Source organism: Lentzea rhizosphaerae, from assembly GCF_042649515.1.
Taxonomy (GTDB): domain Bacteria; phylum Actinomycetota; class Actinomycetes; order Mycobacteriales; family Pseudonocardiaceae; genus Lentzea; species Lentzea aerocolonigenes.
This window is the reverse complement of the sequence record NZ_JBHRZI010000014.1, coordinates 111,579-132,798: the sequence shown is the minus strand read 5'-3', so window position 1 is coordinate 132,798 and position 21,220 is coordinate 111,579. Positions and strand designations below refer to the sequence as shown.

The window sequence follows — 21,220 nt, the reverse complement described above, 5'->3', positions numbered from 1 at the left end:
TGGTGCGGACTTCGATACAGGCACTAGTGGCGCATCACGCAACGTCGACCCGGTAATTGATCGTCTGGCCGTTGTCGATGGGGACGGTCGGAAGCTGGCGCGGATCAGCAGGACCGCGTAACCCGGTGAAGCTGCGTCGGGCGATCGTGGTGCTGATGTCCGGCCAGGGTCAGACGGTCCGGGACATCACGTCGATGATGCAGGTCAGCGACAGCTATGTGCGGGACGTGATCCACGCGTTCAACGAGCGGGGGTTCGACGCGCTGGACCCAAAGTGGAGCGGGGACGCCCGAAGACGATCGGTGAGCAGATCCGTGAGCGGATCTGCCTGATCGCCAGGACGCCCCCCCCGACGACTGGGGCATCACCGCGTTCGCCACCTGGTCTTTGTCCAAACTGCGTGAGCATCTGCTCGACCGCGGCACCGTCGCGGCGATCAGCCGGGAAATCCTGCGCCGGATCCTGCGTGCCGGCGGTGTCTCGTGGCAGACCACGACCACCTGGAAGGCCTCGACCGACCCGGACTTCCTGGCCAAGATGCACCGGATCCTGGAGCTCTACGACCATCCACCCGAGGACGGGCGGGTGATCTGCGTGGACGAGTTCGGCCCACTGAACCTCATGCCCCGCAAAGGAAAAGCCTGGCGGCCACAGACCAGACCGCGCCGATTACGGGCGACCTGCAACCGCTACGACGGCGTCATGCACATGCTCGCCGCCCTCGACCTGGCCACCGGCAAGATCCTCTACCGGATCCGGTCGCGCAAACGCCACAGCGAGTTCCTCGGCCTGCTCGAAGCCCTGCGCGCCCGCTGGCCGGGCGAGAAGTTGTATCTGGTCATGGACAACTTCTCCCCGCACCGCCACCCCGACGTCCGCACATGGGCCGCCGGCAACCAGGTCGAGCTGGTGTTCCTGCCGACCTACGGGTCCCGGCTGAACTGGATCGAGGCCGAGTTCGCCGCACTGCGCTACTTCGCCCTCAACGGCACCGACCACCGCAGCCACACCGAACAGAACACCGCGATCGCCGCCTACATCCGCTGGCGCAACGCTCGCGCCAAGCCCAAGACCGGCTTCGCCACCGACTCACCCATCCGCACCTGGACCCATTACCCGGTCAAGGCTGCTTGACGCGCCACTAGCCCGGCACCAACCTGTTCTCGCAACTGTTGTCGTGGCGAGTACTCGGCGGCTTGATCAACGAGTACGAACCCGCAGCAGCTTGCTCTTGCGCATGACTGATCGTGAGAAGGACCGCTCCGCGCCGGCCGGGATGTTCGTGGGGAAGGCGTTCAGGTGCGGGAAAATCGCGAAGTCGACGACTCCAACCTCACCGAGTACAGCTTCCGCGTCGACAACCTGTTCGTCTGCCACCTGCGTGGTGGCTGGCGGCCGCCATGTCAGCCGGACCGCGAGGGCCAAGACATGGGTCAGATGCGCAGCTAGGGCGGCGGCAACTTCTGTTCTGATCGGACGTTCCATAACGCTGCGACCAGCAGTTACCTGCTCATTCCGTGGACGCGGCTCGGGCTGAGTACGGGCTCGCGAAACACCAACTGCGGGCGTCGGGCAAGTGATGGTGTGCATGACTGAGGAGTCGTCCACGGCGGAGGTTTTGTAGCCAATAACTGTAGGAAGCGGGGCGCGATAATCTCTATGCGTAGATCACTCGGCAGTTCCTGACCTTCGCCACACCGATCGGGTGGCGAAGGCCGACGCCCACCCGCTCAGGTGAGTCGGCGGAGGTGTTGAGTGACCGACAAGGAACACGCGAAGGACGATGATCCGGAGCGTGATGAGGAACGGCGACCCAGCCGGAGGTGCAACTCCGAACGGGCCGCCGTCTTCCTCGGCCTCCTGGTGCAGGTCGTCACGTTGATCGGGGAGATCAGCGACCTGTTCAGGTAACTAGGCCGGGTGGCGTGCCCATGTGCTGGGCGCGTCACCCGGTCCGGCAGGACAGGCAGACAGACGTCTGTCTGTCCCCGCTAGCCCTACTAACCGTACCAATTACCTAGCCGCAAAATCATGGCTGGGTAATTGGCGGTCAGGTGCCTGAGCTGCGGCCTCGTGAGGGGGCTGGCGGCGCGGCGCGAGATGGCGCGGTGGGCGCTCGTGAACAGTTGGCCGATGCGGCTTCGGAAGACGATCACTCCTCTCCGGTGTCGGTGGTGGGCATGTAGACGCGTGGTCTGGGCGCCGGACGCACGACGGGTGGCGAATCGTCGGTGAGTACAAACTGGGTATCAGCTCTCGGTTGCAGTGCTCACGGGCGAAGTCACCGGTTGCAAGAGGGTGATAGCACGATCCAACTCACGGACGTGGAGACCCGATTGCATCGAGCGAGTCAGAGCAGAACCGGCCCGAACGCTCAGGTTCCCCGCTGTTGGACAGGTGGTCGCTGTATCGTCACGTTTTTCGACTCGGTACAGGTATTGGTGCATGACTGACCCCGATGATCGCGCCGCAGCCGACACGACCGTCGCCGGTGTCGCCCGCCGCCTGTGGGGCGTCGAGCCCGCGCCCGCGATCCCGCGCTACGCCGAGCCGGGCTGGCAGCTGTCACCTCACCCCGTCGACCGCCGCTGTCCGACGTGCGCAGGGCAGCTGCACGGGCTCTACCGGGTTGCGGGCCACATCGGCAAGCCTCGTCTTCAAGCGGCCGTGGTGTGTCCGCGGTGCCCGGCCTCGTTCAAACTCAGCGACCTCGCGCTGTCGCAACGGGCCGTCCTCGGCGAGTTGCGGCCGGAGGCGGTCGCCCGGCGTCTCGCGGACGACGAACGCCTGACCCGGCTGGCCGCGGAGCAACGAACCAGATCAGCACCTGCGGTACCCACACCGGTACCTCAAGCCGAGACCGCGCCTGCAGGAGACCGCCCTCGCCGACGAGTTGCCGGCGTTCGGAACACGGCGCCGCCGGCGGTGGATACCAGCGAGGTTGCAGCTACGGGCCCGGTCGCACCGCGGCTGGAAGCTGATCCGTCTCAGCCGGCCGCCACCGCCGTGCCGGCCTCGCCGCCGGCGCGGCGAACGTCGACCACGGTCACTGCGGCGAAGATTCGCCGGATCCTCGCCGATGCTGACAGCACGGCGGGAAGGGACAGCGCTCAAGCAGTGCTGCCGCCCGCTCCGGCCGACGCCGCGGTCGAACATCGATTGCTGTACTGGTGCAAGACGGTTGACCCGCAGCTGGTCCTACCGCCGTTGCCCGAAGGCACCGACACACGCGTCGTGCTTCCGGATGCCGCTGAGTTCGACGGCCTGCGCGGCCGGTTGCGCGCCGCTGGTGCCGCCTTCCGGGCGGTGCCGCATTGGGTGGAAGAGGAGCGGATCACCTCTGTCGACCTGGACACCGGCCAGTTGTCCGGGTTGCGCGTGACGCCCTCGTTGTCCGGGATGGCGGGCCTCGTCGCGGAGCAGGCGAAACCGCTCACCGAGGCGGATGCGCGAGCAGCGCGGGACGCATTCGCGTTGCTGTGGGAGTTGCACGAGCCGATCGATCCGGCCGCGGTGCCTCAGCCGGTCCCGGCCGAGCAACTCGTGCCGCGGGACTGGTTGAGGTTTCTGCCGTACCCGACGTTGAATCCGGCGCAGGCCCAGGCGTGTCCCTCGATTGTGGACGGTGAGGAGCACGTGGTGGTCACGGCGCCCACCGGTGCCGGCAAGACCGTGATCGGGATGCTCGCGGCACTGCGCAGCATCCTCGAGGAAGGGCGCAAGGCCGCGTGGCTGGTGCCGCAGCGGACACTGACTGACGAGCTGGATCGTGAACTCGAAATCTGGCGCGGTCAGGGCCTGCGCGTCGAACGGCTGTCCGGAGAGTACGCCGTGGACGTGGAACGGGTCCGGGCGGCGGACCTCTGGGTCGCGACCACGGAGAAGTTCGAGGCGATCTGCAGGGCGTCGTCCCTGCAGACAGCGCTGGCCGAGGTCGGCTGCATGGTCGTGGACGAGATCCACCTCCTCGGCAGCCCAGGTCGAGGTGCCCTGCTGGAGGCGTTGCTCGCACGGGTGCGCGGGGCCGACTCACCAGTGCGGATCGTCGGGTTGTCCGCCACAGTGTCCAACGCAGCGGAAGTCGCGCAGTGGCTGGAAGGCGAACTGGTCACCACGACCTGGCGGCCGTCACGCCTGACGTGGCAGCTGCCGATGCTGCCGGCCAGCTCCCGCCACGCCGAGGCATCCCGCATGCGCGAGCACGTCGTCGCCGACCTCGTGCACCGCCACACCGCGGAAAAAGGCAGTGTGCTGGTGTTCTGCGGATCCAAGCCCAAGGTGCGGTCGACCGCTCTGACGATCGCCGCCGAACGCGGCGCACCGGTGCACCTGGTGGGGCCGACCGACTTCGACAAACTCGAGACCGTCTGCGCCGAGGTCGGCGTGCGGCTGCACTACGCGGACTGGGACGGCAAGCGCGCGGCGGAGCAGGCTTTCCGCACCAGGACGGCGGATGTGCTGGTCGCCACGACCACCGTGGCCGCCGGAGTGAACCTGCCCGCCCGCGCGGTCGTCGTACGGGACACGAAGATCGGCACCGAGCCGATGGACACCGCGACGGTGATGCAGATGTTCGGCCGAGCCGGACGAGTGGGCGCGGGGGAGACCGAGGGCTGGGCCTATCTGATCACCGACGAGACCGAACGCGCCGGCTGGCAGCGGCGACTGATGGAGGGCTACTCCGTCTACTCGCAGATCTACGACAGCCTGGCCGACCACGTACTCGCCGAGGTGCTGCAGGGCCGCATCACGACGGTGGTCGAAGCCGAGGCGTGGTGGCGGCAGACTCTCGCCTTCGCGCAAGGGGACGAGGACGTGGAACCGGTGCGGGACGCCCTGCGGTTCCTCGTGGAGAAGGACTATCTCACCCAGTACGAGCGTGACGGCGACTCGATGCTGAGGGTGACCGAGCTCGGGCGGCTGACCGCTCAGCTCATGGTGTCCACCTACACCGGCGCACGCCTGCGGCAGGTGTTCGGGATGCTGCCGCTGCCCGACGACGCCGACATGGCCGAGGAAGCCCTGACGTGCGTCCTCAGCGTTACCGTTCCCGAACTGCTCGATGCACCGGTCGCCGAGGCCAACCGGCCGGCCGTGGCCACCGCGATCCGGGCGCGTGGCCGGAGCTCGCGGCTCACCGACACCACCGCCGTCCAGGGTCTGGGTTCCTCCGCGAGCGTCCAGCGCGGCGACCTGGCCTGGGCGACGCTGCTCCTCGTCGCTCGTTCACCCCACCTGTTCGCGGGCAACGGTCGTGACCGGCGCGCCGTCGCGGGCATCCCGATGGGCACGCTGTATCCCGTGCTGGAACAGAGCCCGCGTTATCTCGCCTGGTTGGCGGCACAGGGGTACCTCGGCACCGTGCACCCGTGGGTCGCGATCGTGTCCGCCGACCTGGACCGCCGGGTGCGGTGGCGCGCGTGCACCCCCGGCAGAGGAGCCGGGCGCCTGCTCTGGATGTGCGAACAGATGGCCACTCGGGCACAGGCGAAGGAACTGGTGCCCGGCATGTGGCGCTCGGCACTGAGCCGCGGTGTGCGGGCCCCGGACTGGGCACCTGGTCGACCGCCGGCGAACTGCGAGCTCGACCAGGCCGCGTACACCGCGCTGCTGCGCGAGCGAACCAGTTCGGCGGTGTTGAGCCCGCACAGCCAAGGCGCGACCATCAGCGGCATCGCGGGTGCGGCCGCAGTCGCGTGGACAGGCCGAACACACACCCCGGTGGCGATCACCAGGAACACCACCGAGATCGACTACCCGGTCATCGATGATGGCGACCCAGACACCGGCGCCGCCTCTGGTGCGGCGGTGTTCACCCGCCGTGGCGACCACCGCGCCACCGGATGGCTCGCCGAATACAGCCAGATCACATCCGCCGCTGAGAGCGATGACAACCGCAAAGCGCCAACTCGGCGCGGTCTCGGCCGGATAGCCCCGCAACGGTGAGCAAGTTCAGCTGCGCCGTCCGCGGCAGAGCACTCACGAGCCGCCGAACGCGACGATGAAACCATGGTCGTCCAGCGTGCGGAGGTCTGAGTCAAACGAGTTCAGGCGGTTGAGAGGCGGATAGATAGCGGTGACCGGCTTCGGAAGCCTGGCAGGCCCAAGCGTTCGCAACTTCGATGCATCCGCACTCTTCGGGGCCCAGCTTGCGCGCCGCAGCGCGACCGACAGCCGTCCTGGGAACGGGCACACCGTCGCGATCAGCTCCTGAGCACGGGTCGCTGTCGCTGGTTCTTCTCAACGGCGCGTAAGGGATCCATCGCCGGTCTGCGGCATGGTCGCGGCTCACGCTCGTAGGTAGGCGGGAGGTAGTCGTCGGCCTTCTTCGCGAGATGTATCACGCCGGGCAAGAGCAACGGGTCCGCGAAGTGAGCCGCGGTGTAGCGCTGCTGGTGGGCGAACGCCGCCCACGCGATCGGATCGTCTTTGTCTCCTCGCAGCGCGACGAGTACTTCGGGCATGCGTCGCCATCCTGGGCTACTGGGCGCGACGTCACTCCGGCACGGGGCCTGCCGCCGATGATGCGGCCGTATTGCGAGCGGCTGCACGGGCTGCTGATGGTGGCGCCGTACTACACGGGACGGGCCACCGACGCGTTGCGGGTCCTTCACGACGCCTGGCGACCGCCGGTGTGGTGCCACGGTTGGGGCCGGGGAACCACACCGCCGTCGTACTGGGTGCACCGCAGTAGGTCGCGGTGCCCCATTGCTGAGCGTTCAGCCTCTTCTGGTCCGCGTTTCCTCTGCAGGCCCGTCAGTGGATCAGGAGTAGACGCGGACCCAGTCGACCTCGAACACCGCCGGGCGCAGTCCGCCAGCGCCGGTGAAGTTGTCGAGCTGGATGTTGAGATGTCCCGACGGCATGGTCTGGATGTTCTGCCGCCCGTTCGGGCCGCCACCGCCGGAGACGCGGAACCACTCGACGCCGTCGACGTAGCCGACCAACGCGGAAGCCGTCCACTCGAAGGCGAAGTTGTGCCACTGGCGCATGTCCACCGGACAGCGTTCGCGGTACTCCTGCTGGACGCCCACGTTCGAGGGGTGCGGGTAGTGCAGGAATGCCGAGAGGCACTGGGCGTCGGGATCGGTGTACTCGACCCAGTCGTACTCGCCGTCCTGGGGCCACCGTTCGGAGGTCGGCCAGATCAGGTGCAGCGGGTGGTACCGGCCGCCTGAGCCGCCGGTGTTCTGCGAACGCGAGCGGATCTCCCAGCGGCCGTACTGCCGGTCGAGGCGATGCTTGAGCCAGCCGGTGTCGCCGTTGGCTTCACCGGTCATCCTCATGATCCCCCCTGCCACCGCGGTGTTCTTCGCGCAGCGCCGGCCGTTGCCGTTGTGCCCCGGCCAGCAACCCGCCGTCCCGCCTTCGGTGCCGCTGGGCACCGACCACTTCGCCGGGTCGACGGCACCGGTGTTGCCGAACTCGTCTGAGCTCGGCAGCGGCGCACCCCAGCCGTACCGGACGGCGGCCTGTGTCTGGTCGGTGGGCGGGGTCGTGGTGGTGGTGGTGGTCGTGGTGGAGGAGCCGGAGCCCACGTGGTAGTCGCACGCGGTCGCCCTGAAGCTCGCTCCGGCGGCGGCGTACTCGTGGTCGGTGAGCACGTTCGCCCGCACCGCTCCAGACGGAACGGTGAACTCGCTCGCGACGCGGGTCCACCCACCGGCGGCGAACGACACCCACGCGCCAGGAACGTTTCCGAGGTATCCGCTGTTGTCGCCCTCGGGCGTGGAGTACCAGTCGACCTCGACGCGGGCACGTCCGCTCTGCTCGGCAGCGACGTCGTAAGCGAAGGTCCACACTTCACCGCTTGTGACGTGCTGCTGCGGCAGGTAGAACGACGGGTTCTGCACGGAGTTGTTCTTCTGCGCGTAGGCAAACCTCGCCGACCGGTGGTCGACGACGGCCTCACGGACCGCACTCGCACCGCGCAGCGAGCCCCACTCGGCGAGTGTCTTGTTCAGCACCGGGTTGTTGCACGTCGAGACGTTCGTACCGGCGCCGGTTGGAGGTTGCGCCATCGCCAAGCCCGCCAGGACGAGCGCGGTCGCGGAGATCATCGCGCCGATCACAACATGCTTGTGGGCATGTCTCATCACGTTCTCCTCTCCGGAAACGATCGGCACGCAGCGTGCGGCGAAGGAGCCGGGAGGGTTCCCGGCGCAAGCGTGGAGAGCCGCTTGTTTGACTGGATACGATGCGACGAGGGCCCACGCGGGGAGAGCGAGTCGTGCAGACGGAGCAAGTCGTCGCCAACAGGTACCGGCTGGAAGAACAGGTCGGCTCCGGGGGTGGCGGAGTCGTGTGGCGGGCCACCGACGAACGCCTCGGCAGACAGGTCGCGCTGAAGCGAGCCCTGTCCGAGGACGGGGATCCGCAGCGGTTGCGGCAGTTGGAGCGCGAGGCGAAGCTGCTCGCCCAGCTGAACCACCGGCACGTCGTGACGATCCACGACGTGCTCGACGACAACGGTGAGTGCTGGCTGGTCATGGAGTACGTGCCGGCGCGGAGCTTGGCCGAGCTGGACGTCGTCGCACCTCGGCAGGCGGCGAAGCTGGGGGCGCAGCTCGCCGATGCGCTCGCGGCGGTGCACGCGAAGGGAATCCTGCACCGCGACATCAAGCCCGGCAACGTCCTCATGATCTCCGACGACGAGGTGAAGCTCGCCGACTTCGGCATCTCTCGCGGCATCACGGGTGAGCAGACCGTGACCCGCCCTGGTCTGCTCACCGGGTCACCGGGGTACGTGGCACCGGAGGTGGCCAACGGTGCCGCGCCGACCGCGGCGTCCGACGTGTTCTCGCTGGCCTCGACGCTGTTCGCCGTGGTGGAGGGCGCGTCACCGGTCGGCGCGACGAGCGACGACGTGCAGCTGCGCCTTCGACGAGCGGCCAACGGCATCATCGCCTCGCCGCGCAGGAGCGGCCCGCTCGCACCGGTGCTGGAGCGGATGCTGCGGGTCGACCCCGCCCAGCGGCCCACCGCAGCCGAGGCACACCAGATCCTCGCGGACGTCGCCGGTGTGAAGGCGACGCGGCGCGCACCCCGCCCGAGCTCCGTCCGGCGCCGCGGACTTCTCGTGACCGCCGGGGCGCTGGTCGCGGTCGCGGCGGTGGTGAGCTGGATCGTGTTCTCCGGCTCTGGGCCGACGGGGCCGGTGCTCGGTGGCGACCCGCGCACCGCCGACCCGTGCTCGCTGATCAGTGATGCGGCTCTGCAGCCATACGGTGAGCATGTCAACCTCGTCCCGGACCAGTCCGGGTTCAACCAGTGCAACGTCATCGTCAAGAGGCGCGGGAAGGAAGCGAACGTCGAGGCGTTGATCCACAGCACACCGGCCGAGCAGACACCCGTGCAGGCACAGGACAAGGGCCGGTACAAGCTCGTGACCGAACCGGCGGGTGCGGGGTCCTGCAGGCGCCGGTTGCTGCTACCCGACCAGTACGAGATCCAGATCGAGGTGATCAACGCCAACGCGATCAACGCTGACGCGTGCGCCATGGCCGACTCTGCCGTCCAGAGCGCCCACGCGGTGATCACCAAAGGATCGATTCCAGCACGCCAACCAGGCGATCCGGCGTTGCGGCAGGACTCGTTCTTCTGGAGGGACGCCTGCATGGCCGAGGGCTCGTCGTCGTTCCGCGAGCGGTCCGGGATCGAGCGTGCGAAGCCGGAGTACGGCTTCGGCCACTGGGCGTGCACCTGGACCAGTCCCGCCGACGACATCGTCTACCGGCTGCGCTTCGACCGCGGGGCGACGTTGGACAAGGCCGGTGGGAGAAAGTCGACGATCGCCGACCGGTATTCGGTGATCGAAGACGTACCTGGCAAGGACCTGTGCGAGGTCCAAGTGCGCAACTTCCCCTACCGGGACGCGTACGGCGATGCCAAGGACGAGGTGTTGGAAGCGACCGTCCGCGGAAAGAGCCTGTCGCCGGACGAGCGGTGCGGGCTCGCGACCGAGTTGGCCGTCTCCTTCTTCCCGCCACGATGACGTGGGAACCCTCCCGCAGGTTCCGGACAGACTGACGGGCGCGCTGCTCACACGAAGGTGCCGGGAGGCGACCATGCCAGAAGAACGGCCGAACGAGCTCCCGGCGAACCACCACAGCCTCGCCCTCGGTGTCTCTGCCAGCGTCGTGCCCGGCATGTTGCACGTGCTGGCGATGACCGGCGGCCTCGCCTTCGGCCCCAAGGAGGGCAGGACCGTCCTCTTCGGACGGAGCAGGCCGGACGTGCACGTCTGCGTGGGCGAGGACGACCTGCGCATCAGCAGGGAGCACGGGGCGCTCACCTGCAGCGGCGGCAAGTGGTGGATCAGCACACTGGGTCGCCTTCCGTTGCGGCTGCCCGAATCTCGCCTGCTGTTCCGGCAGGACGAGCCGATCCCGTTGCAGACGGGGTACACCCCGCTGTTCGTCCGCGGTTCCCACGAACGACTGCATCTGCTCGAAGTGCACGTGCAACCCGAGGATCGCGACCGGCCACCGGCCGACCACCACGCGCCGACCCGGCCTCCGCGCACCTGGCACCTCACCGCCGTGGAGAAACGCGTGATCGTCGTGCTCGCCCAGCGGTACCTCCTGCACGAGCAACACCCGATTCCACTGTCATGGCGTCAGGTCGCGCAACACCTCAACGAGATCCGGCCCGACGACAACTGGAACCACAAGAAGGTCGAGCGCGTCGTCACCGAAGTGCGGAACCGGTTGAGCGGCAACGGTGTTCCCGGCCTCACCCGTGAAGAGGTCGGTGAGCCCATCGGGAACACGCTGAACCACAACCTCATCCGCGAACTGATGGAGAGCACCACCCTCGTGCCACCGGACCTGCGCATCCTCGACCACGACGGCTGAGACCTCCACGGCGCCAGGAGGGTTCCCGCACACCTCGTGCCACGGTCTCCCCGGCTCGAAGCGGAACGAGCCGGAGCCAGGCGCTCGCGCCAACCCAATCGGATTGGAACGCCATGAACAAGGCGGCGCAGCGGCCGCCCGAGACTGGTGAGGATGTTCCGTTGACAGTCGGTGAGCGGGGTGTCCGCGAGGACGAAGTGGGGAAGTCGTCCGTGCTGTGTCAGCCGACTGTGTTCGCGGTCGTGCGGGACGGCAGGAGGATCTGGCTGGAGGACAGCGGTTTCCTGCGGGAGGACGACCGGGTGCTCGAGGTCCGTCAGGCGTGATCGAGGCGGAGCATCACTCGCAACGTTGTGCCCTGCGAAGTGGTGTGCACGCGGACGAGGTCGGCCAGCTCGTTGACGATCAGCAGGCCGCGTCCGCCCAGCTGTTCCGGGTTCGGCGGGCGGCGACCTGCCAGCGGATCGGCGAGGTGTCCGGTGTCGCGGACTTCGCAGACGAGGTGCCCGGCCTCCTGCCAGAGTCTCGGCCTGCAGGTTCCCCCGTGCTTTCTCAGCGTCAGGCAGCGAGGACGAAAGACAGGAAGAAACCTGCCGCCGTGGCGAACGCGTTGAGTGGCCTGCCGTGCTCGAAGGCCTCGGGCATGAGGGTGTCGGCCAGCGACGCGAGCACGGCCCCGCCGGCGAAGGACAGCGCCACGGCCAGCACGGGATCACTCAGCCCACCCGCGACCAGCCTGCCGAGAACGACCGCGGCGGTCAGCAACAGCGCACACACCGCCCAAGTCGTGATGACGGTTGCCTTGCTCTGCCCGGCCTCGCGCATGGCGACGGCGCCGACGAGCGACTCCGGGAGGTTCGAGAAGAAGATCGCTATCAGCAGTGTCAGCGACACTCCTCCGGCCAGGGAGACCCCGAGCGCGAGGTTCTCCGGCACACCGTCCAGGGTGACCGCGGCCAGCAGCGCGAAGCCGATCCCACCCCGCGCGCCGGTCCCGGCCACCTTCCGCTGTTCGGCCCCAGGATCGCCGGTCAGATAGCGGTCGAGGACGGAGTCCGCGAGGACGAAAGCGGCTGCGCCGGCCAACAGGCCGAGTCCGGACCGCAGTGCGCCACCAAGGTGAAATGCCTCCTCGAACAGCTCGAAGGCGAGAGCAGAAATCAAGGCACCGCTGGCGAAGGCCAGCAGGACTCCGGTGACCCGGCGGGGCGGGCGCCACAGTGAGCCGGCGATGGCGCCGATCACCAATGCGATCGAGGCTGCCAGGCCGAACAGCACGGCGGTCAGCATGCCGATCATTCTGGTGGCTGCTCCGCCCGCCCGCATCCCAGCTGATCCACCGGCCAACCTGACGGAAAAACAAGCGGGAGCGTCGTGCGGCGGCGGGCGCGGCGGCGTTCCGGGCACCGTGCGATGGCCGGGGGTGCGAGGGGTGATGGAGGAGGTCCTGTCGTCGTACGCGCGGTTCGGGAATCGGCTACGCGATGATCGCGTGGACAGGGCCGAGCGTGCACGGCACGGGTGCGGCGCAGATTCGCGCCGGGAGAAGTGTTCGCATGGCAGTTCCCAACGTCGTCATCGACGGCAGGTCGCCGCGAGTGCCGTACTGGATCGCGGGCCGTGACTCGCGAGCCAGGTCATTGTTAGCGCTAACCTACGCCATATGCCGTCGAATTATCGTCGAATTGTCGTCGAACCACCTGGCCCCAGGATCTCATAGGTGCAGGTAGTTGTGGGTTCACGGCCATAAGCGAACATTCCATCTCGAATGGAGACCTCGCCTCGACTGACGAATACCCTCTTTGCCTGGAACCGGCTTGTGAGCGTGAACAACGGATGCGACACTGTCTCCGTCGAAGTCGGGCGCCACTGACGGAAGCCGCCCCGTCACAGCCCGCCGGTGGACCTGTCCAACCCCGGAATTCCGGAGCATCGGGCAACGCTTCGCCCGACCGTGCGGCAGCACGGATGGCAGCCGGAATGTCGTACGCACCGAGGAGTGAAACCAGGTGACAGCAACACGACTTCCCCGTCCCCGCAGGGCGGCGACGCTGTTGGCGGCAGGCATGCTGCTGCTGTCCGCGGTGACGGCGGTACTGCACGCGTCGCCCGCGCAGGCGTTGGAGAACGGTGTGGCGCGCACCCCGCCGATGGGGTGGAACTCGTGGAACACGTTCGGCTGCAACATCAACGAGGCGTTGATCCGTCAGATGGCCGACGCGATGGTCAGCTCCGGGATGCGCGACGCGGGCTACCAGTACGTGGTCGTCGACGACTGCTGGATGAACCCCAACCGCGACTCGTCGGGCAACCTCCAGGGCGACCCGAGCCGGTTCCCCAGCGGCATGAAGGCGCTCGGCGACTACATCCACGGCAAGGGCCTCAAGTTCGGCATCTACCAGGCGCCGCTGGCCGAGACGTGCGCGCAGTACTTCGACTCCTACCCCGGCGCCACCGGCAGCCTGAACCACGAGGCGCAGGACGCCCGCCAGTTCGCCGCCTGGGGTGTGGACTTCCTCAAGTACGACTGGTGCTCGCCCAGCGGCACGATCGACGACCAGGTGCGCACGTTCGCCAAGATGCGCGACGCCCTCGCGGCCACCGGGCGTCCGATCGTCTACAGCATCAACTCCAACAGCATCCACGACAAGACCGGGCCGCGTCGCGACTGGGGCGACGTGGCGAACATGTGGCGCACCACCGAGGACATCACCAACAAGTGGGACACCGGGCAGACCAACGGCTACCCGATGGGCATCCAGAACATCGTCAACGTCACCGTGCCGCTCGCCTCCTACGCCAGGCCGGGGGGGTTCAACGACCCCGACATGATGGAGGTCGGCCGCGGCGGCATGACCGACACCGAGATGCGCAGCCACTTCGCCCTGTGGGCGATCATGGCCTCCCCTCTGATCGCAGGCAACGACCTGCGCAACATGAACGCCGCCACGTCCACGATCCTGAAGAACACGAACCTCATCGCGATCAACCAGGACAGCCTCGGCCTGCAAGCCCGGCAGATCTCCAACGACGGAACCCGCCGCGTCCTGGCCAAGCGGCTGGCCAACGGCAACGTCGCGGTCGCCCTGTTCAACCAGGGCGGCGGTACGACCACCGTCTCGACCACTGCGAGCGCGATCGGTCTGTCGGGCAGCTCGTTCACGCTGCGCGACGCCTGGACCAACGGCACGACCACCACCTCCGGCGCCATCTCGGCCAGCGTCCCGGCGCACGGCACGGCGGTGTACGTCGTCAGCGGCGGCGGGGGCCCCGGGCCCACGTCGTTCTCCTTGGTGAGCCAGAGCTCCGGCCGTTGCCTGGACATCCCCGGCAGCACGCCGACCAACGGCGCCCTGACCCAGATCTGGGACTGCAACAGCCAGACCAACCAGCGCTTCACCACGACCGCGGCCGGTGAGCTGCGCGCCTACGACGGCGCGAAGTGCCTGGACGTCTACAACCAGGGCACGGCCAACGGCACCGCCGTGACGTTGTGGGACTGCAACGGCCAGGGCAATCAGCAGTTCCGCGTCAACTCCGACGGCAGCGTGACGGCGGTGGCGTCGGGCAAGTGCCTGGACGTCAACGGCGGCGCCACCGCCAACGGGACGAAGGTCATCATCTGGGACTGCCACGGCGGTACCAACCAGAGGTGGACCCGCACCTGATCCTCGAGCGCGACCCTGCGGGCTTCGGGTTCACCGCCGACGGGTTCACCGCCGACCGGAACGACACCAACGCCTCACCCGCCCGGTCCACCCTCAACGGTTCGGTCTGCACGGCGCCCTGATCCGGCGGGCCGGTCGCGGCGGTGCGGTGGCGTCACGCTCCCGCACCGCCGCGACATCCGCACCGAGCGCGTCCCCGGCAACACCGCAGGAGAGACCTCGACCGCGAACACCCCTGCCGCCCGTTCGACGGCGGGCGCCTCTCGTTCTCGTCGCGACCGCCGCCTTCATCGGCGCGACCACCTCGGCCCTTCCTCCCACCGCCACTGCGGCGGTAGTGGACACGAACGCCTCTTACGTGCTGGTCAAGCGGCACAGCGGCATGGCGATGGACGTCTACGACCTGGCCACCGCCGACGGCGCCGGAATCTCCCAGTACGCCCGCAACGACGGCGCCCTGGCTGGGGAACGTGCCCTTGGCGTTGAACGCCTTGATCTGCTGCTTCGGCGCGGTCAGATAGGAGCCGCCCCAGTTGCCGCCGCCGTTGGGGAACACGTCCGTGACTGCCCTCGTTCTGCGCCCCGCGTGGCTCTCGATGACGCCGAACATCTACGACGGACACGGCGTGGTGGCGAACCTGCCGAGCTTGAAGCCGATGTTCCACTCGTTGCTCCACGCGGGCAGGTTCAGGTCGGGTCGCCCTGTCAGCGGTTCTCCGCGCGCACCGGCGCGCACCGCCTGGTGGTGTCCCTGCACACCGACGAAGGCGTCACGACCGGGGCGGTGATCCGGATCCTGATCGGCATTGCCGTGCTGCGACGGCAGCTGTGCGCACTGCATTCGGCCACCGAGTGCGGCGGCTCAAAAAGCCGCCGCACTGATCGCGTTGTCGAGGTGTCCGGGGGATTACCGGAGGATGGGAGGCCCTGGGCGAGCGACCCAGCCACCACCGCAGTCGGCGACTGAGGTCTGGTTGACGCCGACCCATGGGCCGTTGACGGTCTTCAGCTTGTCCGGCCGCCTGCACTCCGTGGTGGCCCTGACCTGAGTGCCCCATCCCGCGCTGCTGGTGCATCGCGCACCCGCTGTGTCGGTGTCGATGAGGAAGCTGGAACAGCCGCTGATGGCACCGGCGGGGGAAGCCCCGACGAGGCTGCCGCCCCAGATTGCGATGGTGAGACCGAGAACTGCCGTCACTTTGCGCATGTCACTCCCATTCACGACGGGTGGGATCCGTTACCGCTCATGTGCGTTCGAGTTGCGTTACGGGTAGGAGACCGTGCCGTTTGCACGGACGTAGGCGCCGCCCGAGTAGGAGGGCTCGATGTAGAAGCGGTACGTGCCGCTCCCGGTGCCCCAGCTGACGTTGCGCGGGTGTGGGCAGGTGGCGGTCTTGGTGCCCTGGCTGGACCAGAGGATGCCGTTCCACCTCTCGAGCCGGATCTTCACCGCGTCGCAGGCGCCGGTGTTGATCCGGTAGGCGCGCGTGACCCTGATGGTGGTGGTGCCTGATGCATTGGAGGTCCACTGCCTGGAGGTCAGGCAGCAGGCGAACTGAGCGTTCCAGTCGAAACCTGCCAGCACGCCGATCTCTTCGGTCTGTGGCTGCGCCGAGGCCGTTCCCGGAGCGCCGGTGAGCGCGAGTGCCCCGACCGCGAGAACTCCCGCGACGATGGCAGCAACACGATTCATAAATGACATTGGTTGTGGTCCTCTCCCATGTTGATCACCTGTTGTGATCAATGTCGATCAGTTTCGACAGCGCTGTGGCGTTCTTCGCGATCAGGATTGTGGCGTGAGGTGTGCGGGAACCCTCCCGGACGCCGTGGGGGTCCCAGCCGTCGTGGTCGAGGATGCGCAGGTCCGGTGGCACGAGGGTGGTGCTCTCCATCAGTTCGCGGATGAGGTTGTGGTTCAGCGTGTTCCCGATGGGCTCACCGACCTCTTCACGGGTCAGGCCGGAAAGCGACTTGGCCCGGTTCCAGCTCGTGCCGCCGCGTCACCGTCACGACTTGGCGGCGCGGTGCCGAGGCCAGTCTGTCCACTGTGGATGGGCCGGTGGTCCGCGAGAAGGACGCGGTGTCGTTCGCACCGACGGTGGACGTGGCCCTGGTCTACCAGCCCGGCGCGCACCACGTGGGTCGGCGCGCTCACCTGACAGTTGTGTGCCGTGTACCCGGCGAGTGCCGGCTGAGGCACGCACTTGCTGCAACGGCTTTCGCGGGGACGCCCTGGGCGCATCGACCTGAGTCGGCCGCTGCGACTCGTTCTCGACTCATCAGCTGCATTGCACTGCTCAACCGGGTTGCGGCGACCGGATTCTCGCCCGGCGGGTACAAGTCGTGTCGCCACACTCGCGACGATGAAGAGCGCCAGGAACACGATCAGGGCGGGCCGAAGCGGGGTGTCAAAGTCGGCCGCAGATCCTGATCTGCGCGTCGGGCGGCGGGTTCGTACTTGTTTGATCAGGCCGCTGAGGATGGGTCGACGGTGTACCGGAGTCTGGGTCGGTTGCGGGAAAGCAGGGCCGGCCGTGGTGGCATGAATTGTCGCGCTCGGTGCTGGTTGTGGTGGGACACGTGGCGGGCCAGTGCTGAGTACAGGTGTTGCTGCCGAGGGCACGGGTTGTTCGAGGATTGTCGTTCACGTCGTGATCGCCGAACGTGAACAAACCGGACACGGTAGGCAAGGCGCACGGTGTGCGGAAACCGTAGACAAGGCAGACGGTTCCGGTGCTGTCGGCACCTTCAGGAAACGGGGGACAGCGCTTCGTTTTCGCATCACCGCATGGAGATGAGGGGGAGGAATGCGATTACTTGGGCGTGGAAAACTGCTCGTTCTGAGCACCGCCGCACTGCTGCTGTTATGGGAGCTTCCGGCAGGCGCGGACCAGCCGAATCTCGTGGGCAACGCCTACGACGTCACGGCGGCGGCATCGTCACAGGAAGAGCCGGGTGCCGAGGCACTCGCGGGGGTGCAGGTGGAACGCGACGCGGGAATGGCCCGCGCGCTCAGGGAACGGGCCGCGACGATCGCGGCGCCGCGACCTGGTTACGACGACATCACCTTCGAGGAGTGCGACAGCAGGCCGGAGCCGGGCGGCGAGCGGGGGTGGGTGAAGAACCGCTATGCCTGGTGTGAGCGGGTCTCCGTGCCGATGGAGATCATCGACATCTCGACCGGCCGGGTCGCGGGCCGGGTGAACCTCCACTCCACGCTGATCTTCTACGGGTGGAACGGCATCCGGAACGTGCAGTACGACGTGCGGATCGATGATGTCGAACCGGTGCCGTCGACGCCCGCGGACCTGCCGATCGTTCTGGCGTCGGTCATCACCCACAGTCTGGACTGCAGGTCGATCACCGACCCGCGCCGGCACTGCAAGCCGGTTGGGCCGGGCTCGACGAGCCGTACGGTCGCCGAGTGGATGGCTCAGCCGTACGCCACTTACGTGTTCGAGTCGGATCAGGTCGGTGAGGGCACGGACAGGTTGGCGTTCAGCGAGTACCGGCAGCGGTTCACGATCGCGCCGCCGAACGGGGTCGCGGGCAGGCCGTCGCTGGGCGTTCCCCACGCTGTGCGGTGGGATTCCGCGGGCTACCTCAACGGCAGCGGAGGGGGAGTGTTTCTCCGGGTTGCTCCCTACATCACCTTCGACACGACCGACGCGAGGTACTACGAGGCCACCTGGCACATCTGGAACGCCTTCCACCGGCCGGAGAAGACCTATCCGGCGTGGGAGGGCAAGACGGTACCCGGCAACTACGACGCCTCTCCCAGGGAAGGGTTGAACCGCTTGCGGGTGGAGTGGCTGCAGGAGATCAACCGCAACGCCGCCAGGGCGGTCTGCCGCGGCATCGATCGCGACTACGCCGCCAAGGGGCGGGACTGCGACGAGTACCCGTATGCCGCGACCTGGCAGGGCACGGCCTTCCAGTCGGACCCGAACCGCAGGCGTAGTTCCGCGTGTCCGATCAACCCCAGGCAGAACCAGGACGCGGGCACCGCGCTGCGCGTCTGGTTCGCCAACGACCGGATTCTGGAGAACTCCAACGACCTGTTCTTCTTCCGGGTCAAGGGAGAACCACCGGCGGACAAACAGAACGGCTGCTTCACGTACCCGATACCCTGAGCCGCCGACGGCGGGCGCGCCGCCGACTCGGCGGCGCGCCCGACTGACCGACTTGCCCAGAGGTGGTCATGAGCGCAGCACCGCAGGACGTCTCGCGGGTCCGCGCACTGCTGCCCCGGTCGTCCGCGCTGAGAGACCAGCTGAGCGTGACCGCGGTCGACGTGGGCGCGGCCGACGCGCTCGCCCGCTATGGCGCGGTGGGGCTCGGGGCGTCGCTGACCATCGCCCAGGCGCTCGGTGTGGAGTCAAGCGTCTATCCGCGGAGTTTGGCGCTCGCCGTCGTCGTCGCGCGACCGCCGTGGACGTTCGTGGTCGAGCCCAGCGGAACCCGTGGCACGCGGACGGAAACGCTGAGCAGACTCTCTGACGGGGCTACAGCGGTGAACGTCTTCTGGAACGTCAACTTCCGCACTGGATGCCGCTACTGGGAGAACCAGGAGGAACTGGCGTCCTTCGACCTTGTCGAGGAAGAGCCCCGCCCGCTCTCCGACCCGCGGCTGGAGCGGCTGCGCCGAGGGTTGACGTTCACCGATCCTGCCCGGTGCAAGGCCGAGGCACTGGTGCTACTGGAGCGGATCACCGGTGCCCGAACCGACTGGACCACCACAAGCCATCCCGCCGCGGTCGTAACCGATCCCGACCGCTTCACCTCCGTTGATCCGACATGGCTGCTGTCCACCCGCGCACCGGACCTCGGCGACGTCGAACCGGCCGGCCTCGACGACCTCGCCGCCCGCGCCGTGGACGCCGCCTGTGGAATCGCCGGCGTCGACAGGGGCTCCCTCGTCGAGCAGCGGGACGCCCTGCTCACCCTCGCACGCGACCTGGACGTGCGGTACCTGATCGCGCTCGTTCGCTCGCTGGACGACCAGATGGTCGACCCCGACGAGTTCCTGCACAAGGCTGAAGCAGTCGCGGCCGTCCGCGCCAGGCTCGCCGACGACGTGGCCGAGCGGACGGCGGGCGCTCTGGTCCACGCGATCGCCGCAGTGCCCGGTGGATGGCGGCAGTTGAAGCGGATCCTCGATCGCGTCTAGCTTGAGCCTCAACCTGTTCGGCCGGGGCGAGGGGTTGGCAGACTTCGACCGACGCTGCTCCGTTCAACGCGGGCGGCTTCATGCGTGGCAACAACGGCACCGCCTGCACCAGCGGGTTCGGCATCTCTCTCAGCGGGTTCACGCGCACCACGACTGCCCGCGACTGCGCGGCGGGTAACTACACCGCGTGGGACAACGGATCCTCGAACTACGATGGGACCCTGACCCAGGCTCACGGCGTCGGCGCGCGCATCTGGTCTCGATCGTGGTGACCGAGACGCCGTGGTGGCCTCGCGTTTTGCGCACCGTGGAGTTGTCCGTGGGCTCCTGAAACCTGTGCCGCTCGAAAAGTCATCGCTGCACGTCATGCGGCGTATCTGTACTCGTTGATGAGTCCACCGACGATCCGGGTGCGCAGCAGTCGGCGGGCGCCGAGGCCACCTGCCGTGGACGCTGCGGTGACGACTATTCGAGCGCCACAGGATGAGTTTTCGGCAGGCGCAAGGCCAGCGACAGTGCCATGTCCACATGCGACAGTTGATGCTTCGGGCATTTCCCGCCAAAGCGAAACTCGAACCCGCGGCATCTCACTGCGGTTTGGGAAGACCGGTCCCCGTGTCGCATCGGCCCAGTACCTTGCCCGTCGGGTCGCGGAACGTAACGTCGATCCCGTCGTAGTCATGCCACTGCTCGGGTGTGCGCCCCCAGGGGTTGTTGCGCCAGTCCGACATCATCTTTGGCAGCTTGTCCGCACTCACGCCGCTGTCAGGCGGCACCTGGGTCCAGACTTCCTTGTTCCCCTTCACCTCCGCGAGCTGCTCCTTGGCGTCGCTCAGCCTTCTGTTGAGCGTATTCATGTTGTCGTGCTCGAGGTCCGGAATCTTCGACTGGGCCCGGCGTATGCACTCCATGATCTGCGCCGCCAGCTGGGCCCGCGACATCGGTCCTGGCGACTCGGTCAGCACCAGACTCGTCAGCAAACCGCTGGTGGCAACCGTGACCCGGACGGCTCCGTCCCGCGAGGTCTCGGTGATCCGCAACTGGGAGAGCCGGTGGTTCAAGTCGCGGTAGTGCTGTGCGTTCTCGGCGATCTGCAACTGCCAGTTCGTGCCGTCCGACATCACCGCCTCCAGCCCCGAGGCGTCCATCACAGCGTGGCGTAATCACCCACAGCTGGACACCAGACCGCGGAAAGTTGCGTCCAGTGGGTTAGAGCCGCTGCAGCCAGGCGATCGCGCTTCACCCCTCCCGCACAGAAGATCATGGACGTGTCCGATCTCGGCCTGTGAAGTTGTCGTGGCTCAACAGCTCGAGCGCTGGTTCGCCTTCCTGAGCGACCGGCTCCTGCGCCGAGGTGTGCACGAAGTGTTGTGGCGCTGAAGAAAGAGGTCCGCGCGTGGACCGAAAGCTGAGCCGCGGACCCGAAACCGTTCCTCTGGCACAAGACCGCCCGATGAGATCCTTGACTCCCTCGCACGATACGTCTCACAGGTTTCAGGCGCGGGACACCACTTTCCGACGGCTGC

At 67.7% G+C, this 21,220-nt stretch carries 19 protein-coding genes and 1 pseudogene; 12 read left to right on the top strand and 8 right to left on the bottom strand.

All coding sequences use genetic code 11. The features are described 5' to 3' along the window. Positions 1-125 precede the first annotated feature (125 nt). From ACFOWZ_RS16610 to ACFOWZ_RS16590, 5 genes are all read left to right on the top strand, one after another. A complete protein-coding gene (locus tag ACFOWZ_RS16610) occupies positions 126-332 on the top strand; it encodes a helix-turn-helix domain-containing protein (RefSeq protein WP_382373356.1) in 207 nt (68 codons plus the stop codon). Between the two features lie 55 nt (positions 333-387). Further along, on the top strand, positions 388-1,134 hold the full coding sequence (locus ACFOWZ_RS16605; protein ID WP_382373354.1) for an IS630 family transposase: 747 nt from the start codon (positions 388-390) through the stop codon (positions 1,132-1,134). A 165-nt stretch (positions 1,135-1,299) separates the two neighbouring features. Further along, the gene (locus tag ACFOWZ_RS16600; RefSeq protein ID WP_382373352.1) at positions 1,300-1,449 is read left to right on the top strand and encodes a hypothetical protein; all 150 of its coding nucleotides are present in this window, start codon (positions 1,300-1,302) and stop codon (positions 1,447-1,449) included. A 306-nt stretch (positions 1,450-1,755) separates the two neighbouring features. After that, on the top strand, positions 1,756-1,911 hold the full coding sequence (locus ACFOWZ_RS16595) for a hypothetical protein (protein WP_382373350.1): 156 nt from the start codon (positions 1,756-1,758) through the stop codon (positions 1,909-1,911). Between the two features lie 534 nt (positions 1,912-2,445). Continuing rightward, positions 2,446-5,946: a DEAD/DEAH box helicase gene (locus ACFOWZ_RS16590; protein WP_382373348.1), complete on the top strand. Its 3,501-nt coding sequence runs from the start codon at positions 2,446-2,448 to the stop codon at positions 5,944-5,946. Positions 5,947-6,203: 257 nt separating this feature from the next. Here ACFOWZ_RS16590 and ACFOWZ_RS16585 read toward each other — a convergent pair whose 3' ends face one another. After that, positions 6,204-6,614: an RNaseH domain-containing protein gene (locus ACFOWZ_RS16585; RefSeq protein ID WP_382373346.1), complete on the bottom strand. Its 411-nt coding sequence runs from the start codon at positions 6,612-6,614 to the stop codon at positions 6,204-6,206. A gap of 150 nt (positions 6,615-6,764) precedes the next feature. Next, positions 6,765-8,096 carry a glycoside hydrolase family 16 protein gene (locus ACFOWZ_RS16580; protein WP_382373344.1) on the bottom strand — a complete coding sequence of 444 codons (1,332 nt, stop codon included), beginning with the start codon at positions 8,094-8,096 and terminating at the stop codon, positions 6,765-6,767. Positions 8,097-8,230: 134 nt separating this feature from the next. Here ACFOWZ_RS16580 and ACFOWZ_RS16575 point away from each other — a divergent pair, with 134 nt between their 5' ends. The 3 genes from ACFOWZ_RS16575 (at position 8,231) to ACFOWZ_RS16565 (ending at position 11,182) form a co-directional block, all read left to right on the top strand. Then, positions 8,231-9,994 (top strand): protein kinase domain-containing protein, encoded by a 1,764-nt coding sequence (locus tag ACFOWZ_RS16575; protein WP_382373342.1) that lies wholly within the window; start codon positions 8,231-8,233, stop codon positions 9,992-9,994. A gap of 73 nt (positions 9,995-10,067) precedes the next feature. Continuing rightward, a complete protein-coding gene (locus ACFOWZ_RS16570) occupies positions 10,068-10,856 on the top strand; it encodes an FHA domain-containing protein (protein ID WP_382373340.1) in 789 nt (262 codons plus the stop codon). A gap of 161 nt (positions 10,857-11,017) precedes the next feature. Continuing rightward, positions 11,018-11,182, top strand: a complete 165-nt coding sequence (locus tag ACFOWZ_RS16565) for a hypothetical protein (RefSeq protein WP_382373338.1) — start codon at positions 11,018-11,020, stop codon at positions 11,180-11,182. Here ACFOWZ_RS16565 and ACFOWZ_RS16560 read toward each other — a convergent pair. After that, a complete protein-coding gene (locus tag ACFOWZ_RS16560) occupies positions 11,173-11,412 on the bottom strand; it encodes an ATP-binding protein (protein ID WP_382373471.1) in 240 nt (79 codons plus the stop codon). The two genes, ACFOWZ_RS16565 and ACFOWZ_RS16560, sit on opposite strands and share 10 nt — an antisense overlap. Before the next feature lie 2 nt (positions 11,413-11,414). Further along, positions 11,415-12,146, bottom strand: a complete 732-nt coding sequence (locus ACFOWZ_RS16555; RefSeq protein WP_382373336.1) for a ZIP family metal transporter — start codon at positions 12,144-12,146, stop codon at positions 11,415-11,417. Positions 12,147-12,865: 719 nt separating this feature from the next. On the opposite strand from ACFOWZ_RS16555, the gene ACFOWZ_RS16550 reads away from it, so the two are divergent. Together ACFOWZ_RS16550 and ACFOWZ_RS16545 are read left to right on the top strand one after the other, a co-directional pair. Further along, the gene (locus ACFOWZ_RS16550) at positions 12,866-14,524 is read left to right on the top strand and encodes a glycoside hydrolase family 27 protein (protein WP_382373334.1); all 1,659 of its coding nucleotides are present in this window, start codon (positions 12,866-12,868) and stop codon (positions 14,522-14,524) included. After that, positions 14,509-14,646 carry a hypothetical protein gene (locus ACFOWZ_RS16545; RefSeq protein ID WP_382373332.1) on the top strand — a complete coding sequence of 46 codons (138 nt, stop codon included), beginning with the start codon at positions 14,509-14,511 and terminating at the stop codon, positions 14,644-14,646. The genes ACFOWZ_RS16550 and ACFOWZ_RS16545 overlap by 16 nt, the downstream gene beginning before the upstream one ends. A gap of 335 nt (positions 14,647-14,981) precedes the next feature. Here the strand turns inward: ACFOWZ_RS16545 and ACFOWZ_RS48025 are convergent. The 3 genes and pseudogenes from ACFOWZ_RS48025 to ACFOWZ_RS16530 form a co-directional block, all read right to left on the bottom strand. Further along, positions 14,982-15,209: pseudogene (locus ACFOWZ_RS48025) on the bottom strand (carbohydrate ABC transporter substrate-binding protein); the annotation flags it as partial. Positions 15,210-15,788: 579 nt separating this feature from the next. Further along, complete coding sequence (locus tag ACFOWZ_RS16535; protein ID WP_382373328.1) at positions 15,789-16,217, bottom strand: hypothetical protein; 429 nt, start codon at positions 16,215-16,217, stop codon at positions 15,789-15,791. A 34-nt stretch (positions 16,218-16,251) separates the two neighbouring features. Beyond that, on the bottom strand, positions 16,252-16,416 hold the full coding sequence (locus ACFOWZ_RS16530; RefSeq protein WP_382373326.1) for a hypothetical protein: 165 nt from the start codon (positions 16,414-16,416) through the stop codon (positions 16,252-16,254). Positions 16,417-17,331: 915 nt separating this feature from the next. On the opposite strand from ACFOWZ_RS16530, the gene ACFOWZ_RS16525 reads away from it, so the two are divergent. Then, positions 17,332-18,657: a hypothetical protein gene (locus ACFOWZ_RS16525; RefSeq protein ID WP_382373324.1), complete on the top strand. Its 1,326-nt coding sequence runs from the start codon at positions 17,332-17,334 to the stop codon at positions 18,655-18,657. Positions 18,658-18,725: 68 nt separating this feature from the next. Beyond that, positions 18,726-19,694, top strand: coding sequence for a DUF6461 domain-containing protein (locus ACFOWZ_RS16520; RefSeq protein ID WP_382373322.1), 969 nt, complete (start codon positions 18,726-18,728; stop codon positions 19,692-19,694). Between the two features lie 587 nt (positions 19,695-20,281). Here ACFOWZ_RS16520 and ACFOWZ_RS16515 read toward each other — a convergent pair. Beyond that, complete coding sequence (locus tag ACFOWZ_RS16515; RefSeq protein WP_382373320.1) at positions 20,282-20,842, bottom strand: YbaB/EbfC family nucleoid-associated protein; 561 nt, start codon at positions 20,840-20,842, stop codon at positions 20,282-20,284. Positions 20,843-21,220: the final 378 nt, after the last annotated feature.

Excerpts from the sequence above, each read along its gene's own strand:
- ACFOWZ_RS16590 (WP_382373348.1), top strand. The coding sequence starts at position 2,446 with ATGACTGACCCCGATGATCGCGCCGCAGCCGACACGACCGTCGCCGGT.
- ACFOWZ_RS16555 (WP_382373336.1), bottom strand. The coding sequence starts at position 12,146 with ATGCTGACCGCCGTGCTGTTCGGCCTGGCAGCCTCGATCGCATTGGTG.
- ACFOWZ_RS16525 (WP_382373324.1), top strand. The coding sequence starts at position 17,332 with ATGCGATTACTTGGGCGTGGAAAACTGCTCGTTCTGAGCACCGCCGCA.
- ACFOWZ_RS16535 (WP_382373328.1), bottom strand. The coding sequence starts at position 16,217 with ATGAATCGTGTTGCTGCCATCGTCGCGGGAGTTCTCGCGGTCGGGGCA.
- ACFOWZ_RS16580 (WP_382373344.1), bottom strand. The coding sequence starts at position 8,096 with ATGAGACATGCCCACAAGCATGTTGTGATCGGCGCGATGATCTCCGCG.
- ACFOWZ_RS16515 (WP_382373320.1), bottom strand. The coding sequence starts at position 20,842 with ATGGACGCCTCGGGGCTGGAGGCGGTGATGTCGGACGGCACGAACTGG.
- ACFOWZ_RS16520 (WP_382373322.1), top strand. The coding sequence starts at position 18,726 with ATGAGCGCAGCACCGCAGGACGTCTCGCGGGTCCGCGCACTGCTGCCC.
- ACFOWZ_RS16530 (WP_382373326.1), bottom strand. The coding sequence starts at position 16,416 with ATGGAGAGCACCACCCTCGTGCCACCGGACCTGCGCATCCTCGACCAC.
- ACFOWZ_RS16570 (WP_382373340.1), top strand. The coding sequence starts at position 10,068 with ATGCCAGAAGAACGGCCGAACGAGCTCCCGGCGAACCACCACAGCCTC.